The organism is Streptomyces nojiriensis, from assembly GCF_017639205.1.
GTDB lineage: Bacteria > Actinomycetota > Actinomycetes > Streptomycetales > Streptomycetaceae > Streptomyces > Streptomyces nojiriensis.
In genome coordinates, this window is the sequence record NZ_CP071139.1 from 7,917,803 (window position 1) to 7,938,745 (window position 20,943).

2 protein-coding genes are annotated in these 20,943 nt (G+C 74.5%); both read left to right on the top strand.

Features of this window, described 5'->3' with window-relative positions:
• Window positions 1-47 precede the first annotated feature (47 nt).
• Complete coding sequence (locus JYK04_RS36135; protein WP_237410241.1) at window positions 48-5,027, top strand: type I polyketide synthase; 4,980 nt, start codon at window positions 48-50, stop codon at window positions 5,025-5,027.
• 255 nt (window positions 5,028-5,282) lie between these two features.
• The gene (locus tag JYK04_RS36140; protein WP_189748146.1) at window positions 5,283-20,927 is read left to right on the top strand and encodes a type I polyketide synthase; all 15,645 of its coding nucleotides are present in this window, start codon (window positions 5,283-5,285) and stop codon (window positions 20,925-20,927) included.
• Window positions 20,928-20,943 lie beyond the last annotated feature (16 nt).

The following is a 20,943-nucleotide window of genomic DNA, read 5'->3' on the forward strand; positions in this document are numbered from 1 at the left end:
CTTTTGAGTCCTCCACGGTCTCGATCACGCGAATAGGTGAAGCGCCAGTGGCGAACGAAGCAAAGCTCCGCGAATACCTCAAGAAGGTCACGACGGATCTCGATGAGGCGTACGGACGTCTTCGGGACATCGAGAGCCAGGCACACGAGCCCATCGCCATCACGGCCATGAGTTGCCGTTTCCCCGGCGGCGTGAGCTCTCCCGAAGAACTGTGGGACCTGCTGGCCACCGGCGGCGACGCCCTCACCGAATTCCCCACGGACCGCGGCTGGGACCTGGACCACCTTTTCTCCGACGACCCCGACGGCCAGGGCACCTCGACCACCCGCGAGGGCGGGTTCCTCAGCGCCGCCTCCGCGTTCGACGCCCAGTTCTTCGGGATCTCCCCGCGCGAGGCCATGGCGATGGACCCGCAGCAGCGGCTGCTCCTGGAGACCTCCTGGGAGGCGTTCGAGCGGGCCGGCATCGACCCGAACCTGTTGCGCGGCAGCCAGTGCGGCGTGTTCGTCGGCATGAACGGCTCGGACTACCTCACCCCGCTCCTGGAGGCGGCCGAGGACTACGCCGGCCACCTCGGCACCGGCAACGCCTCCAGCGTGCTGTCCGGGCGGCTCTCCTACACCTTCGGCCTCGAAGGCCCCGCCGTCACCGTCGACACCGCCTGCTCGGCCTCGCTCGTCGCCCTCCACCTCGCGGCGCAGGCGCTGCGGGCCGGGGAATGCTCGCTGGCCGTCGCGGGCGGCGTGCACGTGATGTCCACCCCCGGGCTCTTCGTGGAGTTCAGCAAGCAGCGCGGACTGTCCTCGGACGGCCGCTGCAAGGCGTTCGCGGCGGGAGCCGACGGCTTCGGCCCGGCGGAGGGCGTGGGCGTCCTGCTCCTGGAGCGGCTCTCCGACGCGCGCAAGAACGGGCGTCCGGTGCTGGCCGTGGTCCGGGGCTCCGCGATCAACCAGGACGGTGCGAGCAACGGCCTGACGGCGCCGAACGGTCCCTCGCAGCAGCGCGTGATCCGCCAGGCCCTGGCCAACGCCCGGCTGTCCGCCGATCAGGTGGACGTGGTGGAGGCGCACGGCACGGGCACGTCGCTGGGCGACCCGATCGAGGCGCAGGCGCTGCTGGCGACCTACGGGCAGGACCGCCCGGCCGAGCAGCCGCTGCTGCTGGGGTCGGTGAAGTCGAACATCGGGCACACGCAGGCCGCGGCCGGCGTGGCCGGTGTGATCAAGATGGTGCTGGCCATGCGGCACGGGGTGCTCCCGCAGAGCCTCCACATCGACGAGCCGTCGCCCCACGTGGACTGGGAGTCCGGCACGGTCGCGCTGCTCACGGAGCAGACGGCATGGCCCGAGACGACGCACCCGCGTCGTGCGGGTGTGTCGTCGTTCGGGTTCAGTGGGACGAACGCGCATGTGATCGTGGAGCAGGCGCCGGAGGCGGAGGCGGACGCGGCTGAGACTGACGTTCGCTCTGGGATGCCGGTGGTGCCGTGGGTGCTGTCGGGCAAGAGTGCGGGGGCGTTGCGGGGTCAGGCGGAGCGGCTCGCTGGTTGGCTGGCGGGTGTGCCGGGTGTGGATCCGGTGGATGTGGGCTGGTCGTTGGCGTCGACGCGTGCGGGTCTGGATCACCGGGCGGTCGTTTTTGGTGATCATGTGGCTGGTGTGGCCGCGGTGGCGTCGGGTTCGCTGGCCACCAGTGTGGTGACCGGGTCGGTGGTCGGGGGCAAGACGGCGTTCGTGTTCCCGGGTCAGGGCTCGCAGTGGCTGGGCATGGCGGCGGGGCTGCTGGATGCCTCACCCGTGTTCGCCGCGCGGGTGGGGGAGTGCGCGAAGGCGCTGGAGCCGTTCACGGACTGGTCGTTGACCGACGTTCTGCGCGGTGTCGAGGGTGCACCTTCCCTTGACCGGGTGGATGTCGTGCAGCCGGCGCTGTTCGCGGTGATGGTGTCGCTGGCCGAGGTGTGGCGTGCGGCGGGCGTGCGTCCGGGTGCGGTGATCGGGCACTCGCAGGGCGAGATCGCGGCCGCCTGCGTCGCCGGGATCCTCTCCCTCGAGGACGCGGCCCGGGTCGTGGCCCTGCGGAGTCAGGCCATCGGCCGTGTGCTGGCGGGGCTGGGCGGCATGGTCTCCGTGCCGCTGCCGGCGAAGGAGGTCCGGGAGCGGATCGCGTCGTGGGGTGAGGAGCGGATCTCCGTCGCCGCTGTCAACGGCCCCTCGTCGGTGGTGGTGTCGGGTGAGGTCCAGGCGCTGGAGGAGCTTCTTGCTGCCTGTGAGGCGGACGGGGTTCGTGCCAAGCGGATCGCCGTGGACTACGCCTCCCACTCCGCTCAGGTGGAGCTGCTCCGCGAGGAGCTCGACACCCTCCTCGCTCCGATCGTCCCCCAGTCGGCGGAGGTTCCGTTCCTCTCCACGGTCACCGGGGAGTGGGTCAACGGAACCGAGCTGGATGCCGGTTACTGGTTCCGCAACCTGCGTCAGACGGTGGAGCTGGAGCAGGCGACTCGCACCCTCCTTGAGCAGGGTTTCGGTGTGTTCGTCGAGTCGAGTCCGCACCCGGTGTTGACGGTCGGCATGCAGGAGACCGTCGAGGACGCGGGCCGCGAAGCCGCGATCCTGGGTTCCCTGCGCCGTAACGAAGGCGGTCTGGAGCGTTTCTGGCTCTCCCTCGGCGAGGCCTATGTGCGTGGTGTGGCCGTCGACTGGGACGCCGTCTTCGCCGGTACCGGCGCGCAGCGCGTGGACCTGCCGACCTATGCCTTCCAGTCGCAGCGGTTCTGGCCCGAGGCCGCGCCGGTCGAAGCCGGTGAAGTGCCCGCGGAGAGCGTGATCGACGCCCGCTTCTGGGACGCCGTCGAACGCGAGGACGTCACGGCCCTGGCCGAGGCTCTGGCTTTTGACACCCCCGACGCCGTCCATTCGCTGGGCACGGTGCTGCCCGGCCTGTCCTCCTGGCGGCGGCAGAGCCGTGAGCAGTCCACGGTCGACGGCTGGCGCTACCGGGTCACGTGGAAGCAGCAGGCCGATGCCGCGTCCAAGCCCCGGCTCTCGGGATCCTGGCTCGTGGTCGTGCCCGAGGCCGGGGCCGGTGACACGGCCGCCGCTGTCCTTCGTACGCTCGCCGACCGCGGCGCGGAGGTCCGTACCGTCACCGTGGCCGCCGACGCGGCCGGCTGGGAAGCGCTGACCGCCGCCCTGAAGGCCGCCACGGACGGGGCGCCCGTCCCCGCCGGGGTGCTGTCCCTCCTCGCCCTCGGCGACGACGGCGCCTTTGCCGCCGGGCTCGCGCTCTCCCAGGCCCTCGGCGACGCCGAGGTGGCCGCGCCGCTGTGGTGCGTCACCCGCGGCGCGGTCGCCGCCGGGCGGACCGACCGGATCGCGGACCCGGACCAGGCGCTCATCTGGGGCCTCGGCCGCGTCGCCTCCATGGAGCAGGGGGGCCGTTGGGGCGGCCTGATCGACCTGCCCGGCACGGAACACGCCGTGGACGACCGGACCCTCGACCGGCTGGCCGGGGTCCTCGCCGGGGACGCCGCCGAGGACCAGGTGGCCCTGCGGGCCTCGGGGCTCTTCGTACGACGTCTCGTACGGGCCCGGCTGGCCGAGACCCCCGCGGTGCGCGAGTGGCGTCCGGCCGGGACGACGCTGGTCACCGGTGGTACGGGCGTCGTCGGTGCGCAGGTGGCGCGCTGGCTGGCCGAGAACGGCGCCGAGCACCTGCTGCTCGCCAGCCGTCGCGGGGCCGACGCGCCCGGCGCGGACGGGCTGCGCGACGAACTGACCGCGCTCGGCGCCCAGGTCACGCTCGCCGCCTGCGACGTCGGCGACCGCGACGCCCTCGCCGACCTCCTCGCCTCCGTCCCCGCCGACCAGCCGCTCACCGCGGTGATCCACGCCGCGGCGGTCGTCGACGACGGGGTCATCGAGACGCTCGCGCCCGAGCAGGTGGCCGCCGTCCTACGGGTCAAGGTGGACGCGACGCGGCACCTGCACGAACTGACCCGCGACCTCGACCTGTCCGCGTTCGTCCTCTTCTCCTCCTTCGCCGCCACCTTCGGCGCCCCCGGCCAGGGCAACCAGGCACCCGGCAACGCGTTCCTCGACGCCTTCGCCGAGTACCGGCGCGCCGCCGGGCTGCCCGCCACCTCCCTCGCCTGGGGCCCCTGGGGCAGCGCGGCCGGGGACGACAGCGCGGCGGGCGACCGGATGCGCCGCCACGGCATCATCGCGATGGCGCCCGAGCGGACCCTGGCATCGCTCCGGCACGCCCTGGACCGCGACGAGACCACGCTGACCCTGGTCGACATGGACTGGAAGCGGTTCACCCTCGCCTTCACCGCCGACCGGCCGCGGCCGCTGCTCCTGGAGCTCCCCGAGGCCCGGCGCGTCATCGAGAGCGCGGAACGGGAGTCCACCGAGGACCTGGCCGGGGGAGTGCCGCTCAGCACGCAGCTCGCCGGGCTGCCCGACGTCGAGCAGGAGCGCCTGCTGCTCGACCTGGTCCGTACGGCCGTGGCCGCCGTCCTCGGGCACGCCGACCTCACGGCCGTCGAGGCCGGGCGGGCCTTCAAGGAGCTGGGCTTCGACTCCCTCACCTCCGTCGAGCTGCGCAACCGCCTGGGCGCGGTGAGCGGCCTGAAGCTGCCGGCCAGCCTGGTCTTCGACCACCCCACCCCCGCCGCCGTCGCCGCATTCCTGCGCGCCGGGATCGTGCCCGACGCCGTGGCGGGAGGGGCCCCGCTGCTGGAGGAGCTCGACAAGCTGGAGGCCGTACTCGAACGCGGCACCGCCGACAACGTCGTACGGGCCCGGGTGACGATGCGGCTCCAGTCGCTGCTGGCCAAGTGGAACGACAGTGACGACCCGGCCGGGCGGCACTCCGGCACGACCGCCGCGGACGGCCCCGCAACCGGCATCGGCCCCGACGGCGAGGCCGGCGCACCGGACGCCGCCCGCGACGAGGCGGAGCAGCTCCAGGACGCCAGCGACGAGGAGCTTTTCGCGTTCATCAATGAGGGCCTCGGACGTTATTGACGGCTTGCCGATTATTGGTGAAGATGGCCCGCGCCCCCTGATTAATTGACCGGGGGTTAACTGCCCCCTATGCACTCCTCCACCCAGGGGTGTGTAGGGGGCAGTTAGGGGTTGTAGGGGAGATTGAACCGGAATTAGCCTGCCACCGAGCAGTCGCTTCCCTCGACAACGTGAAGCGGCCGCATTTCCGATGTCATTCTCGGCTCTGCACTCAGTTTTCTGATGCCGTCTGCTGCAAATGGGTGGTTGCGTTAAATGGCGAATGAAGAGACGCTGCGGGACTACCTGAAGCTGGCGACAGCGGATCTGCAGCAGACGCGTCAGCGGCTGCGCGAGATCGAGGCCCGGAACCAGGACCCCATCGCCATCGTCGGCATGGGCTGCCGCTATCCCGGAGGCGCGACCTCGCCGGAGGAGCTGTGGCAGCTGGTCGTCGACGGCGTCGACGCCATCACCGGCTTCCCGGTCGAGCGCGGCTGGGACATGGAGACCGTCTACCACCCCGACCCTGAGCACCCGGGCACCAGTTACGCCAACCAGGGCGGCTTCGTCCAGGACTTCGCCCGGTTCGACCCCTCGCTCTTCGGGATCTCCCCGCGCGAGGCCCTCGCCATGGACCCGCAGCAGCGGCTCCTCCTGGAAACCTCGTGGGAGGCCTTCGAGCGCGCGGGCATCGACCCGACCTCGATGCGCGGCAAGCAGGTCGGCGTGTTCGTCGGCACGAGCAACCACGACTACCTGACGGCCCTGCTGAGCTCCTCCGAGAACGTCGAGGGCTACCTGGGAACCGGCAACGCGGCGAGCGTCGCCTCGGGCCGGCTCTCGTACACCTTCGGCCTCGAAGGTCCGGCGGTCACCGTCGACACCGCCTGCTCCTCCTCGCTCGTCGCCCTGCACCTCGCGGTGCAGGCGCTGCGCAACGGAGAGTGCTCGCTCGCCCTCGCCGGCGGCGCCACCCTGATGTCCGCGCCCGGCACGTTCATCGACTACAGCAAGCAGCGCGGCCTGGCCACCGACGGCCGCTGCAAGGCGTTCTCACCGGACGCCGACGGCTTCAGCCTCGCCGAAGGCGTCGGTGTCCTGCTCGTGGAGCGGCTCTCCGACGCCCGACGCAAGGGCCACCACGTCCTGGCCGTCATCCGCGGCTCGGCCGTCAACCAGGACGGCGCCAGCAACGGCCTGACCGCGCCCAACGGCCCCTCGCAGCAGCGCGTCATCCTCCAGGCGCTCTCCAACGCCCGGCTCACGCCCGCCGACGTGGACGCCGTCGAGGCGCACGGCACCGGAACCGGCCTCGGAGACCCCATCGAGGCGCAGGCCATCATCGCCACGTACGGTCAGGACCGCCCCGAGGGCCGGCCGCTGTGGCTGGGCTCCCTCAAGACCAACATCGGCCACGCGCAGGCCGCCGCAGGCGTCGCCGGAGTCATCAAGAGCGTCATGGCGATGCGCAGCGGCGTACTGCCGCGCACCCTGCACGTGAGCGAGCCGACCCCGCACGTCGACTGGTCGGCGGGCGAGGTGTCGCTGCTCACCGAGGCGCGCCCCTGGCCGCAGCACGGCGGGCCGCGCCGGATCGGCGTCTCGTCGTTCGGCATGAGCGGCACCAACGCGCACATCATCCTGGAGGGCGCCGAGGCACCCGCCGAAGCCACCGGCGACCGGCAGGCCGATGCCGATGCCGCCGACGGCGTCCTCCCCGGCGCCGAGCCGGCCGCCCTGCCGCCCGTCCTGCCCGTCGTCCTGTCCGGCAAGACCGAGCCCGCTCTGCGGGCGCAGGCGGCCGCACTGCACGCCCACCTCACGACCCGGCCCGGCCTCCGTGTCGAGGACGTCGCCTGCGCGCAGGCGCTCACCCGGGCCGCCCTGGACCGCCGTGCGGCGGTCGTCGCCCAGGACCGGGACGAACTGCTGGCCGGGCTCGCGGCGCTCGCCGAGGGCCGCCAGTCGGCCGACGCGGTCGAGGGGAGCGCCACCGAGGGCAAGCTGGCGTTCCTGTTCACGGGACAGGGCAGCCAGCGCCTCGGCATGGGGCGCGAACTGTACGAGACCTACCCGGTGTTCGCACAGGCCTTGGACGCCGTGTGCGCGCGCTTCGACGTACAGCTCGAACTGCCGCTGAAGGACGTCCTGTTCGGGGACGACGCGGCTGTGCTGGACCGGACGGAGTACACGCAGCCGGCGCTGTTCGCGGTCGAGGTGGCGCTGTTCCGGCTCGTCGAGAGCTGGGGTCTGAAGCCGGACTTCCTGTCCGGTCACTCGATCGGTGAGATCGCTGCCGCGCACGTCGCCGGGGTCCTGTCCTTGGAGGACGCGTGCGCGCTGGTCGCGGCCCGCGGCCGTCTCATGCAGGCGCTGCCGTCCGGTGGCGTGATGATCGCGGTCCAGGCCTCGGAGGACGAGGTCCTGCCGCTGCTCACCGACCGCGTGAGCATCGCGGCCGTCAACGGCCCGCGCTCGGTGGTCATCGCCGGTGACGAGGACGCGGCGGTCGCCGTCGCGGAGTCGTTCGCCGACCGGAAGACGAAGCGGCTGACGGTCAGCCACGCGTTCCACTCGCCGCACATGGACGGCATGCTGGCGGACTTCCGCCGGGTGGTGGAGGGGCTGTCGTTCGAGGCCCCCCGTATCCCGGTCGTGTCCAACCTGACCGGCGCCCTCGTCACCGACGAGATGGGTTCCGCCGACTTCTGGGTGCGGCACGTCCGCGACGCCGTCCGCTTCCTCGACGGCATCCGCTGGCTGGAGAGCCGCGGGGTCACCGCCTACGTCGAGATCGGCCCCGGCGGCGTCCTGTCCGCCCTCGGCCAGGACTGCCAGACCGCTACCGGCCCCCGCGCCGCCGCCTTCCTGCCCGCGCTGCGCACCGGCCGCCCCGAAGCGCGGTCCCTGACCGCCGCCGTCGCCGGCGCCCACGTCCGCGGGCTCTCCCCGGACTGGGCCACCCGCTTCGCCGGGACCGGCGCGCGCCGCGCCGAGCTGCCGACGTACGCCTTCCAGCGCGACCTCTACTGGCCCCGCGACCCCTTCACCGACCTGAGCGAACCCGCCGACGGCCGCGAACTCGGCCTCACCGACGCCAAGTTCTGGGAGGTCGTCGACAGCGAGGACCTGGCCGCCCTCGCCGAGACCCTCGGCGTCGACGGCGACGAACCGCTCAGCGGCGTGCTGCCCGCGCTCTCCGCCTGGCACCGCCGCAACCGCGACCGCGACACCGTGGGCGGCTGGCGCTACCGCGTCACCTGGAAGCCGCTCACCGACACCGCGCCCGCCCCGCCGGCCGGGCACTGGCTCCTCGTGGTGCCCGCCGGTCACACCGACGCCCCGTGGACCGTCGCCGCCGCCCAGATCCTGGCCGCACGCGGTGTCACCGTCAGCAGCGTGACCGTCGACGCGACGGCCGACGACCGGGCCGCCCTCGCCCGCAGCATCACCGAAGCCGTCACCGGCGCAGCGGAGGCCGGCGCCCCCGCCGGCGTACTCTCGCTGCTCGCCTTCGACGAGCGGCCGCACCCCGAGGACGCGGCGCTGCCCGCCGGGCTCGCCGCCACCCTCGCCCTCGTCCAGGCACTGGGCGACGCCGACGTGGACGCCCCCCTGTGGGCCGCCACCCGCGGCGCGGTGTCCACGGGGCGTTCCGACCGGCTCACCGGCCTCGCCCAGGCACCGCTCTGGGGCCTCGGCCGTACCGCCTCCCTCGAACTGCCCGCTCGCTGGGGCGGCTTGGTCGACCTGCCCGCGACCCCCGACGAGCGCGCCGCGGGCCGGCTCGCCGACGTCCTGGGCAGCCTCGGCACGGAGGACCACCTCGCCGTACGGTCCACCGGCGTGTTCGTCCGCAGGCTGACCCGGGCCCCCCAGGAGCAGGCCCCCGCCACCGAGTGGTCCACCTCCGGGACCGCTCTCGTCACCGGCGGCACCGGTGCGCTCGGCCGCCACGTGGCCCGCTGGCTCGCCCGTAGCGGCGCCGAGCACCTGCTGCTGGTGAGCCGGCGCGGCCCCGACGCCGACGGCGCGCCGGAACTCGCAGCCGAACTGCGCGAACTGGGCACCCAGGTCACCCTCGCGGCCTGCGACGTGGCCGACCGCGACGCCGTGGCCGAGCTCCTCGCCACCGTCCCGGCGGCCTTCCCCCTGACCACCGTCGTCCACGCCGCCGGCGTGCTCGACGACGGAGTCCTCGACGCGCAGACGCCGAGGCGCCTGGCGGACGTCATGCGCCCCAAGGCCCACGCGGCGCAGGTCCTGCACGAGCTGACCCGCGACCTGGACCTCGACGCGTTCGTCCTCTTCTCCTCCCTCGCCGCCGCCTTCGGCGCCGCCGGACAGGCCAACTACGCCGCCGCGAACGCCTCCCTCGACGCCCTCGCCGAGCAGCGCCGCGCCGACGGCCTGCCCGCCACCGTGATCTCCTGGGGCGCCTGGGCCGAGGCGGGCATGGCCACCGACGAGCTCGTCGCCGAGCGCCTGCGCCTCGCCGGACTCCCGGGCCTGTCCCCCGAACTGGCCCTGTCGGCCATGCACATGGCGCTCACCCTGGACGAGACCGCCTCGCTCGTCGCGGACATCGACTGGGACCGCCTGGCGCCCGGCCTCACCGCCGCACGCCCCTGCCCGCTGATCGCAGACCTCCCCGAGGCGGCGCACGCCCTCGCCGCCGCCGATACGCCCGACACGGGCGCCGAGAGCGCCGACACGTTCGCCCGGCAGCTCGCCCAGGCCCCGGCGGCCGAACGCGACGCGCTCGCCCTGGAGTTCGTCCGTACCCAGGTCGCCGCCGTACTCGGCTACCCGGGCCCCGGATCCGTGGACCCGGCCATCGCGTTCCGGGACCTCGGCTTCGACTCCCTGACCGCCGTGGAGATCCGCAACCTCATCGCCTCCCGGACCGGGCTGCGCCTGCCCGCGACCCTGATCTTCGACTACCCCAACTCCCTCTCCCTGGCCGTGTTCCTCCAGGGCGAACTCCTCGGCGCACAGCCCTCCGCCGGCCGGGCCCCCGACACGGGTACGGGCGCCGGCCCGGGTTCCCGTGGCGCCACCGACGACGACCCCATCGCGATCGTCGCCATGAGCTGCCGCTTCCCCGGCGGGGTGAGCACCCCCGAGGAGCTCTGGCAGCTGCTCGTGACCGGCCGCGACGCGATCGACGGCTTCCCGACGGACCGCGGCTGGGACCTCGACGGGCTCTACGACCCGGAGTCCGTCACCGAGAACACCACCTACGTCCGCGACGGCGGGTTCCTCGCCGACGCCACCGAGTTCGACCCCGGCTTCTTCGGGATCTCGCCGCGCGAGGCCCTCGCCATGGACCCGCAGCAGCGCCTGCTGCTGGAGACCTCCTGGGAGGCCTTCGAGCGGGCCGGCATCGACCCCGCCACCGTCCGCGGCGAACGGATCGGCGTCTTCACCGGCACCAACGGTCAGGACTACCTCGACGTCATCCTCGCCGCCCCCGACGGCAGCGAGGGATTCCTCGGCACCGGCAACGCGGCGAGCGTCGTCTCCGGCCGCGTCAGCTACGTCCTCGGCCTGGAAGGCCCGGCCGTCACCGTCGACACGGCGTGCTCGTCGTCGCTGGTCGCCCTGCACTGGGCGATCCAGGCACTGCGGCAGGGCGAGTGCACCATGGCGCTCGCCGGCGGTGTGACCGTCATGTCGACGCCCGCCTCCTTCATCGACTTCAGCCGCCAGCGCGGCCTCGCCGCCGACGGCCGCATCAAGGCCTTCGCCGCCGCAGCCGACGGCACCGGCTGGGGCGAGGGCCTCGGCATGCTGCTCGTCGAGCGGCTCTCCGACGCCCGCCGCAACGGCCACCCGGTGCTGGCCCTGGTCCGCGGCTCGGCCGTCAACCAGGACGGCGCCAGCAACGGGCTCACCGCTCCCAACGGCCCCTCGCAGCAGCGGGTGATCCGACAGGCCCTCGCCAGCGCGGGCCTGTCCGCCACCGACGTGGACGCGGTCGAGGCGCACGGCACGGGCACCCGGCTCGGCGACCCGATCGAGGCGCAGGCCCTGCTGGCCACGTACGGGCAGGGCCGCACCGAGGACCGGCCGCTGCTGCTCGGCTCCATCAAGTCCAACCTCGGGCACACCCAGGCCGCCGCGGGTGTCGCCGGTGTGATGAAGATGGTCCTCGCCATGCGGCACGGCGTGCTGCCCCCGACCCTGCACGTGGACGAGCCCACCCCGCACGTCGACTGGACGGCGGGTGACGTCGCCCTGCTGACCGAACCGAGGCAGTGGCCCGAGACCGGGCGCCCGCGCCGTGCGGGTGTCTCCTCGTTCGGCATCAGCGGCACCAACGCCCACACGATCATCGAACAGGCCCCGGAGGCCACCGACACCGCGCCGCAGGCGCCGGTGCCGCTCCCGGCCGACGCCCCGCTGCCCTGGATCCTCTCCGGCAAGAGCCAGGACGCCCTGCGCGACCAGGCCCGCCGCCTGCACGCCCACGCCACGAGCCACCCCGACCTGCGCCCCGCCGACCTCGGACTCTCCCTGGCCCTCGGCCGGTCCGCGTTCGAGCACCGCGCCGCCGTGGTGGCCACGGACCGCGCCGCGCTGCTCTCGGGACTGGAGACGCTGGCCGGGGGAGACCACGCCGCCGGGCTCGTGACGGGCTCACCCGCCGCGGGCAAGCTCGCGTTCCTGTTCACGGGACAGGGCAGCCAGCGGATCGGAATGGGGCGTGAACTGTACGGGACCCACCCGGTGTTCGCGGATGCCCTGGACGAGGTCTGCGCCCGGATCGACCTCGAACTCCCGCTGAGGGACGTGCTGTTCGGGGACGACGCGGCACTGCTGGACCGTACGGAGTTCACCCAGCCGGCGCTGTTCGCGGTCGAGGTGGCGCTGTTCCGGCTGCTGGAGTCGTGGGGTGTGAAGCCGGACTTCCTGTCCGGTCACTCCATCGGTGAGATCGCCGCCGCGCACGTCGCCGGGGTGCTGTCCCTGGACGACGCCTGCGCGCTGGTTGCCGCCCGTGGGCGTCTGATGCAGGCGCTGCCGTCCGGCGGTGTGATGATCGCGGTGCAGGCCTCCGAGGACGAGATCCTGCCGCTGCTGACGGACCGCGTGAGCATCGCGGCCGTCAACGGCCCTCAGTCGGTCGTCATCGCCGGTGACGAGGACGCCGCGACGGCGATCGTGGCAGCGTTCTCCGACCGGAAGAGCAAGCGCCTCACCGTCAGCCACGCCTTCCACTCGCCGCACATGGACGGCATGCTGGAGGACTTCCGCCAGGTCGTGGCGGGGCTTACGTACGACAGACCCCGCATCCCGGTCGTCTCCAACCTGACCGGTGCCCTCGTCACCGACGAGATGGGCTCGCCCGACTTCTGGGTCCGCCACGTCCGCGAGGCCGTCCGCTTCCTCGACGGCATCCGCGCCCTGGAAGCCGCCGGAGTCACCACCTACCTTGAGCTCGGCCCCGACGGCGTGCTCTCGGCCCTCGCCCAGGACTGCGTCACGCAGGACGCCGTCTTCGTCCCCGCCCTCCGCAAGGGCCGCCCCGAGGCCGAGGCCGTCACCACGGCCCTCGCCCAGGCCCACGCCCACGGCGTCACCGTCGACTGGACGGCGTACTTCGCCGGCACCGGCGCCCAGCGCGTCGACCTGCCCACCTACCCCTTCCAGCGGCAGCGCTACTGGCCGGCCGTCTCCTCCCTCTACCTCGGGGACGTCGAGGCGATCGGCCTCGACGACACGGCCCACCCGCTCCTGAGCGCCGGCGTCGCCCTGCCCGAATCGGACGGCATGGTGTTCGCCGGGCGCCTCGCCCTGTCCACCCACCCCTGGCTGGCCGACCACGCCATCCTCGGCAGCGTCCTGCTGCCCGGCACGGCCTTCGTGGAGCTCGCGACCCGCGCCGGTGACCAGCTCGGCTGCGACCACCTCGAAGAGCTCACCCTCGAAGCGCCCCTCGTCCTGCCCGAGCGCGGCGGCGTCCGGCTGCGCGTCTGGGTAGGCGCCGCCGACGAGGCCGGCCGCAGGCCGTTCGCCCTGCACTCCCGCGCCGAGGGCCTGGCGGCCGAGGAACCCTGGACGCGGCACGCCGCCGGTGTCCTGGCCGAAGAGGCCCGTCCCGCCGCCGACTTCGACCTGACGGCCTGGCCCCCGGCCGGTGCCACGGAGCTGCCGCTCGACGGCCGCTACGACGCGCTCCACACCATCGGCTTCGCCTACGGCCCCACCTTCCGCGGCCTGCGTACGGCATGGCAGCTCGACGGCGCGGTGTACGCCGAGGTCGCGCTGCCCGACGGCGCCGAGGACCAGGCGGGCCGCTTCGGCCTGCACCCCGCGCTGCTCGACGCCGCGCTGCACGCCATCGGGCTGGACGGCATCGGAGCCGACGACGGCCAGGGCCGGCTGCCCTTCGCCTGGTCCGGGGTGTCGCTGTACGCCGGAGGGGCGAGCGCACTGCGCGTCCGCCTCACCCCGGCCGGAGCCGAGGGCGTCCGGCTGGAGATCGCCGACGCGTCCGGCGCCCCCGTCGCGGCCGTCGGCTCGCTCGGGCTGCGGCCGGTGACCGCCGGCCAGCTGCACGCCGCGCGCACCTCGTACCACGAGTCGGTGTTCCGCCAGCAGTGGACCGAACTCGGCGGCCCCGCCGCCCCGGACGCGGCCGCCACGGTCCGGTACGCCCTGCTCGGCGCCGCTTCGGCGGGGGCCCCGCAGGACCCGGACCGCTACGCCGCCCACTACGCCGATCTGGCGGCGCTGGCCGCCGCCGTCGACGCGGGAGCGGCCGTCCCGGACGAGGTGGTCGTCCACCTCGCCCCGGCGCCCGGCGCCCCGTCCGCGCCCGCCGTGCACGACGCCGCGCACGCCGCGCTCGCCCTCGCCCAGGCCTGGCTCGCGGACGACCGGTTCGCCGCCGCCCGGCTGGTGTTCGTCACCCGTGGCGCGGTGGCCGCGACCCCGGACGAGGACGTGACCGACCTGGCCGCCGCCACCGTGTGGGGCCTGCTGCGGTCCGCGCAGACGGAGAACCCCGGCAGGTTCGCGCTCGTCGACGCCGCCGCCGACGCCGCCGCGGACGGCGGCCACGGCGCCCTGCGCGCCGCGCTCGCCTCCGACGAGGAGCGCTTCGCCCTGCGCGCGGACGCCGTGCTCGTCCCCCGCCTCGCACGCGTCGAGACCGGCGGGGAGGACGGCGGCCGCACCCCGGCCTTCGGCCCCGACGGCACGGTGCTGATCACCGGCGCCACCGGCGCGCTGGGCGGCCTCGTCGCCCGGCACCTGGCCACCGCGCACGGGGTGCGCCGCCTGCTCCTCGTGGGCCGGCGCGGCGCCGACGCGCCGGGCGCGGCCGAACTCGCCCGGGAACTGGCAGAGTCGGGTGCCACCGCCACCTGGGCGGCCTGTGACGTGGCCGACCGGGCCGCCCTCGCCGCCCTGCTCGCGGAGATCCCCGCCGACCACCCGCTCACCGCGGTCGTCCACACCGCCGGCGTCCTCGACGACGGGATCCTCACCTCGCTGACCCCCGACCGGCTGTCGGCGGTGCTGCGGCCCAAGGTGGACGCGGCCTGGAACCTGCACGAGCTGACCCGGGAGCTGGACCTCTCCGCGTTCGTGCTCTTCTCCTCCACCTCCGGCGTGTTCGGCGGCCCCGGCCAGGGCAACTACGCCGCCGCCAACTCCTTCCTGGACGCCCTGGCCCAGCACCGCCGCGCCCAGGGCCTCCCGGCGTCCGCGCTGGCCTGGGGCCTGTGGTCCGTGGCCGACGGCATGGCCGGCGCCCTGGACGCCGCCGACGTCAACCGCATGCGCCGCGCCGGACTGCCGCCGCTGACGGCCGCCGACGGCCTCGGGCTGTTCGACACCGCCGTCCGCCTCGACGACGACGCCGTGGCCCTGATGCGCGTGGACACCGACGCGCTGCGTCCGCTCGCGGCCGCCGGCACCCTCGCGCCGCTGCTGCGCGGCCTGGTACGGGGCGTCGCCCGCCGGTCGGTGGCCGCCGCGGCCGCCGGTTCCGAGCCGGAGCTGCGGGCCCGCCTGGCCGGGCTGTCCGCCGCCGAACAGGACCGCGCGCTGCTGGACCTGGTCCGTACGCAGGTCGCGGCCGTACTCGGACACGTCGGCCCCGCCGCCGTCGAGTCCGGGCGGGCCTTCAAGGAGCTGGGCTTCGACTCGCTCACCGCGGTGGAGCTCCGCAACCGGCTGAACCAGGCCACCGCCCTGCGCCTGCCCGCCACCCTCGTCTTCGACTACCCGGACCCGACCGTCCTGGCCCGCCACCTGCGCAGCGAGCTGATCGACGACACGGACCAGGACACCGCCGACGCCCTCGCCGCCGGGTCCGCGACGCCCGCGGCCACCGCGGCGGCCGACGACGAGCCCATCGCCATCGTCGCCATGAGCTGCCGCTACCCCGGTGACGTCCGCACCCCCGAGGACCTCTGGCAGCTCCTGACGGCCGGCGAGGACGGCGTCACCCGCCTCCCCGAGAACCGGGGCTGGGACACCGAGGCCCTCTACCACCCCGACCCCGAGCACCCGGGCACCTCGTACGCCCGTGAGGGCGGCTTCCTGCACGACGCCGCGGAGTTCGACGCCTCCTTCTTCGGGATCTCCCCGCGCGAGGCCCTCGCCATGGACCCCCAGCAGCGCCTGCTGCTGGAGACCACCTGGGAGGTCTTCGAACGGGCCGGGATCGCCCCGTCCTCGGTGCGCGGCAGCCGTACCGGCGTCTTCGCGGGCGTCATGTACCACGACTACGGGGCGCGCCTGCACGCCGTGCCCGACGGCGTCGAGGGCTACCTCGGCACGGGCAGCTCCAGCAGCATCGTCTCGGGCCGCGTCGCCTACACGTTCGGCCTGGAGGGTCCTGCGGTCACCGTCGACACGGCCTGCTCCTCCTCGCTGGTCGCCCTGCACCTCGCCGCGCAGGCACTGCGCAACGGCGAGTGCTCCCTCGCCCTGGCGGGCGGTGTCACCGTGATGTTCACTCCGGGCACCTTCATCGAGTTCAGCCGCCAGCGCGGGCTCGCTGCCGACGGCCGCTGCAAGTCCTTCGCGGCCGCCGCCGACGGCACCGGCTGGGGCGAGGGCGCGGGCATGCTCCTGCTGGAGCGGCTCTCCGACGCCCGCCGCAACGGCCACCAGGTCCTCGCGGTGGTCCGCGGCTCCGCCGTCAACCAGGACGGCGCCAGCAACGGGCTCACCGCCCCCAACGGCCCCTCGCAGCAGCGCGTCATCCGCCAGGCCCTCGCCAGTGCCCGCCTGAGCGCCGCCGAGGTCGATGCCGTCGAGGCGCACGGCACCGGTACGACCCTCGGTGACCCGATCGAGGCGCAGGCGCTGCTGGCCACCTACGGCCGCGAGCACACCGACGAACAGCCGCTGCTGCTCGGCTCGGTGAAGTCGAACCTCGGACACACGCAGGCCGCCGCCGGTGTCGCCGGTGTCATCAAGATGGTCATGGCGATGCGCCACGGCGTCCTGCCCAAGACCCTCCACGTGGACGAGCCGACCCCGCACGTGGACTGGACGGCGGGCGCGGTGTCCCTCCTCACCGACCAGGTGGCCTGGCCCGACACCGGCCGCCCGCGCCGCGCGGGCGTTTCCTCCTTCGGCATCAGCGGGACGAACGCGCACGCCATCATCGAGCAGGCCCCGCAGCCGGACCCCGCACCCCAGCCGGCCCCCGGGGCCGCGCCGGAGCCGGAGGCGACCCGTACGCCGTTCCTGCCCGTGGTGCTGTCGGCCCGCGGCGAGGACGCGCTGCGCGCCCAGGCCCGCCGGCTCCACACCCGCGTCCACGGCGACGAGGGCCTGCGCCCCGCCGACCTCGCCCTGTCCCTGGCGACCACCCGCTCGGCCCTGGAACAGCGCGCCGCCCTCGTCACGGCGGACCGCGCGGACCTGCTGCGCGGCCTGGACGCACTGGCCCGCGGCGAGAGCGCTGCCGGACTCGTACGGGGAGCCGCGCGCGAGGGCCAGGTGGCGTTCCTGTTCACCGGACAGGGCAGCCAGCGCCTCGGCATGGGACGCGAACTCCACGACGCGTACCCCGTCTTCGCGGCCGCGCTGGACGAGATCTGCGCCGAACTCGACCGGCACCTCGAACTGCCCCTGAAGGACGTGCTGTTCGGATCGGACACGGCGCTGCTGGACCGGACCGCGTACACCCAGCCCGCCCTCTTCGCGGTCGAAGTGGCGCTGTTCCGGCTGCTGGACGCGTGGGGAGTGCGGCCCGACGTCCTGTCGGGCCACTCCATCGGCGAGATCGCCGCCGCCCATGTCGCGGGTGTGCTCTCCCTCCAGGACGCGGCCGAACTGGTCGCCGCCCGCGGCCGGTTGATGCAGGAGCTGCCCGCCGGCGGCGTGATGATCGCCGTCCAGGCGGCGGAGGACGAGGTCCTGCCGTTCCTGACCGACGGCGTGAGCATCGCCGCGGTCAACGGCCCGCAGGCCGTCGTCGTGGCCGGTGACGAGGACGCGGCCATCGACGTCGCCGACGTCTTCGAGGCCATGGGCCGCAAGACCAAGCGGCTCACCGTCAGCCACGCCTTCCACTCGCCGCACATGGACGCCATGCTCGCCGACTTCCGCAAGGTCGCCGAGGGCCTGGTGTACGGCGCCCCCCGCATCCCGGTCGTCTCCAACCTGACCGGCGCCCTCGTCAGCGACGAGATGGGCTCGGCGGAGTTCTGGGTCCGGCACGTCCGCGAGGGCGTCCGCTTCCTCGACGGCGTCCGCGCCCTGGCCGCGGCCGGGGTGACGACGTACGTCGAACTCGGCCCCGACGGGACCCTGTCGGCGCTCGTCCAGGACTGCCTGACCGACACCGCCGAGGCTCCCGAGCCCGCCGCGGCCGCCGTCTGCGTTCCCGTGCTGCGCAAGGGCCGCCCCGAGGCCGAGGCCCTCGCCGCCGCCCTCGCCCAGGCCCACACGCACGACGTCACCGTCGACTGGACGGCCTACTTCGCCGGCACCGGCGCCCGCCATGTGGATCTGCCCACGTACGCCTTCCAGCGCAAGCGCTACTGGCTCGACGTCGGCGTCTCCGTCGAGGACGTCCTCGCGGCCGGCCTCGACACCGCCGGACACCCGCTGCTCGGCGCCACCCTCCCGCTGCCCGCCTCCGACGGGCTGGTCCTCACCGGCCGCCTCGCCCTCTCCACCCACCCCTGGCTGACCGACCACACGGTCATGGACACCGTTCTGCTGCCCGGCACCGCCTTCGTCGAACTGGCCCTGCGGGCCGGCGCGGAGACCGGCTGCGACACCGTCGAGGAGCTGGCCATCGAGGCCCCGCTCACCCTCGGCGACCAGGGCGCCGTACAGCTCCAGCTGGCTGTGGACGCGGCCGACGAGGAGGGCCGGCGCACCCTGACGCTGCACTCCCGCCCGGCCGACGCCCCGGCGGGGGAGCCGTGGACGCGCCACGTCACGGGCGTACTCGCCCCGGCCGCCCCGGCCCGCGCCTTCGACCTGGCCCAGTGGCCGCCGGCCGGCGCCGAACCCGTCCCCACCGACGGCTTCTACCCGGCAGCGGCGGCGGCCGGCCTCGGATACGGGCCGGTGTTCCAGGGGCTGCGTGCCGCCTGGCGCCGCGACGGCGAACTGTTCGCCGAGGTCGCGCTCGACGAGGCGTACGAGAGTGACGCGGACGCCTACGGCGTGCACCCCGCGCTCCTCGACGCCGCCCTGCAGGCCATCGGCCTCGGGGTGCCCGGCTCCGCCTCCGACGACTCCGCCGAAGGCGCCCGACTGCCCTTCGCCTGGACCGGCGTACGCCTCTACGCGACCGGCGCGGCCGCCCTCCGGGTCCGGATCACCGCCGGAGCCTCCGGCGGCGTGGCCCTGGACGCCGCCGACTCCACCGGCGCCCCGGTGGCCTCGGTCGACTCCCTGATCCTGCGCCCGGTGTCCGCCGCCCAGCTCGGCGGCGACCGCGCCGCGCACCACGAGTCCCTGTTCGGCGTGGAGTGGGCCAAGCTGCCCCTCACCGCCGGCACGGTCCCCGCCGGGGAACGGTGGGCCGTACTGGGCGAGGAGCGCGCCGGCTTCCGAGTCGGCGGCGAACCGCTCGAACGGCACCCCGGCCTCACCGCGCTGCGCCAGGCACTCGCCTCCGGCGCCCCGGCACCCGACGTGGTGGTCGTCCCGCTGTCCGTCGCGGCCTCCGCCGGCGGGGCGCCCGCCGCCCGCGGCGCCGCGCACCACGCGCTCGCCCTCGTCAAGGAGTGGCTGGCCGAGGAACGCCTCGACGGCTCCCGGCTGGTACTGCTCACCTCGGGCGCGGTGGCCGCCGTAGCGGGCGAACACGTCACCGACCTCGCCCACGCCCCGGTGTGGGGCCTGGTGCGGTCGGCGCAGTCGGAGAACCCCGGCCGGTTCGTCCTCGCCGACACCGACGGCTCCGACGCCTCCCTCGGGGCGCTGGCCGCCGCGCTGGCGGGCGACGAACCGCAGCTCGCCCTGCGGGCGGGCGAGGCGTACGCCTTCCGCCTCAGCCGCATCGCCCGGACCGCCGCCGAGACCGGCCGCCCGGAGACCGGCCGCACCGAGACCGGCCCGCTGGAGATCGACACCGCCGGCACCGTCCTCGTCACCGGCGCCAGCGGAACCCTCGGCAGGCTCTTCGCCCGCCACCTCGCCGACGCCCACGGCGTACGGAACCTGCTGCTGCTCAGCCGGCGCGGCGACGCGGCGCCCGGCGCGGCGGACCTGACGAGCGAGCTGACCGGGCTGGGCGCGGCGGTCACCTGGGCGGCCTGCGACGCGGCCGACCGGGACGCGCTGGCCGCCGTACTGGCCGCGGTTCCCGCCGACCGGCCGCTGACCGCGGTCGTCCACACGGCCGGCGTCCTGGACGACGGGATCATCGACTCCCTCACTCCCGAACGCCTCGACACCGTCCTGCGCCCCAAGGTCGACGCGGCCTGGAACCTGCACGAGCTCACCGAGGGCCACCATCTCTCCGCGTTCGTGCTCTTCTCCTCCGTCGCCGGCTGCTTCGGCGCCGCCGGGCAGGCCAACTACGCCGCGGCGAACGCCTTCCTCGACGCCCTCGCCCAGCACCGCGCGGCCCGCGGCCTGGCCGCGAGCTCGCTGGCCTGGGGCCTGTGGGCGGCCGCGGACGGCATGGCGGGCGCCCTCGACGAGGCCGACCTGACCCGGATGGCCCGCTCGGGCGTCGGCGCGCTCGCCCCCGAGGAGGGGCTGGCCCTGTTCGACACCTCCCGGACCCTGGCCGACGCCGTCCTCGTCCCCATGCGGATCGAACCGGCCGTACTGCGCGCCCAGGCCGCCGACGGCACCCTGCCGCCGCTCCTGCGCGGACTCGTACGCACCCCCGCGCGCCGGGCCGCCGCTCCCGTGCCCCGGACCGCATCCGGCCCCCGCTCCGCCGCCGAACCGGCGGGCACCCTCCAGGAGCGGCTGGCGGGCCTGTCGCCCGCCGAACGGGACCAGGCACTGCGGGACCTGGTCCGTACCCAGGTGGCCGCCGTACTCGGCCACGGCACGGCCGACGACGTCGACGCCGCCCGCGGCTTCCTCGACCTGGGCTTCGACTCGCTGACCGCCGTCGACCTGCGCAACCGGCTGACCGCCGCCTCCGGGCTGCGGCTGCCCGTCACGCTGATCTTCGACTACCCGTCACCCGCGGCGCTCGCCACGTACATCGGGGAGAAGCTCGGCCGGGGCGACACCGCCCGCAAGCCCGTCCACGCGGAACTCGACAAGCTCGAATCGATCCTCTCGGCGGTCGCCCCCGACGACGCCGAACGCGCGGGCATCACCGCCCGGCTGCGAGACCTACTGGCGAAGTGGAACGACACGCACGGTGCACAGGACAACGCCGCCGAAGAGCGGGACATCCAGGCCGCCACGGCCGACGAGCTCTTCGACCTCCTCGATGACGAACTCGGTCTCTCCTGAGATGACCTCGACGACC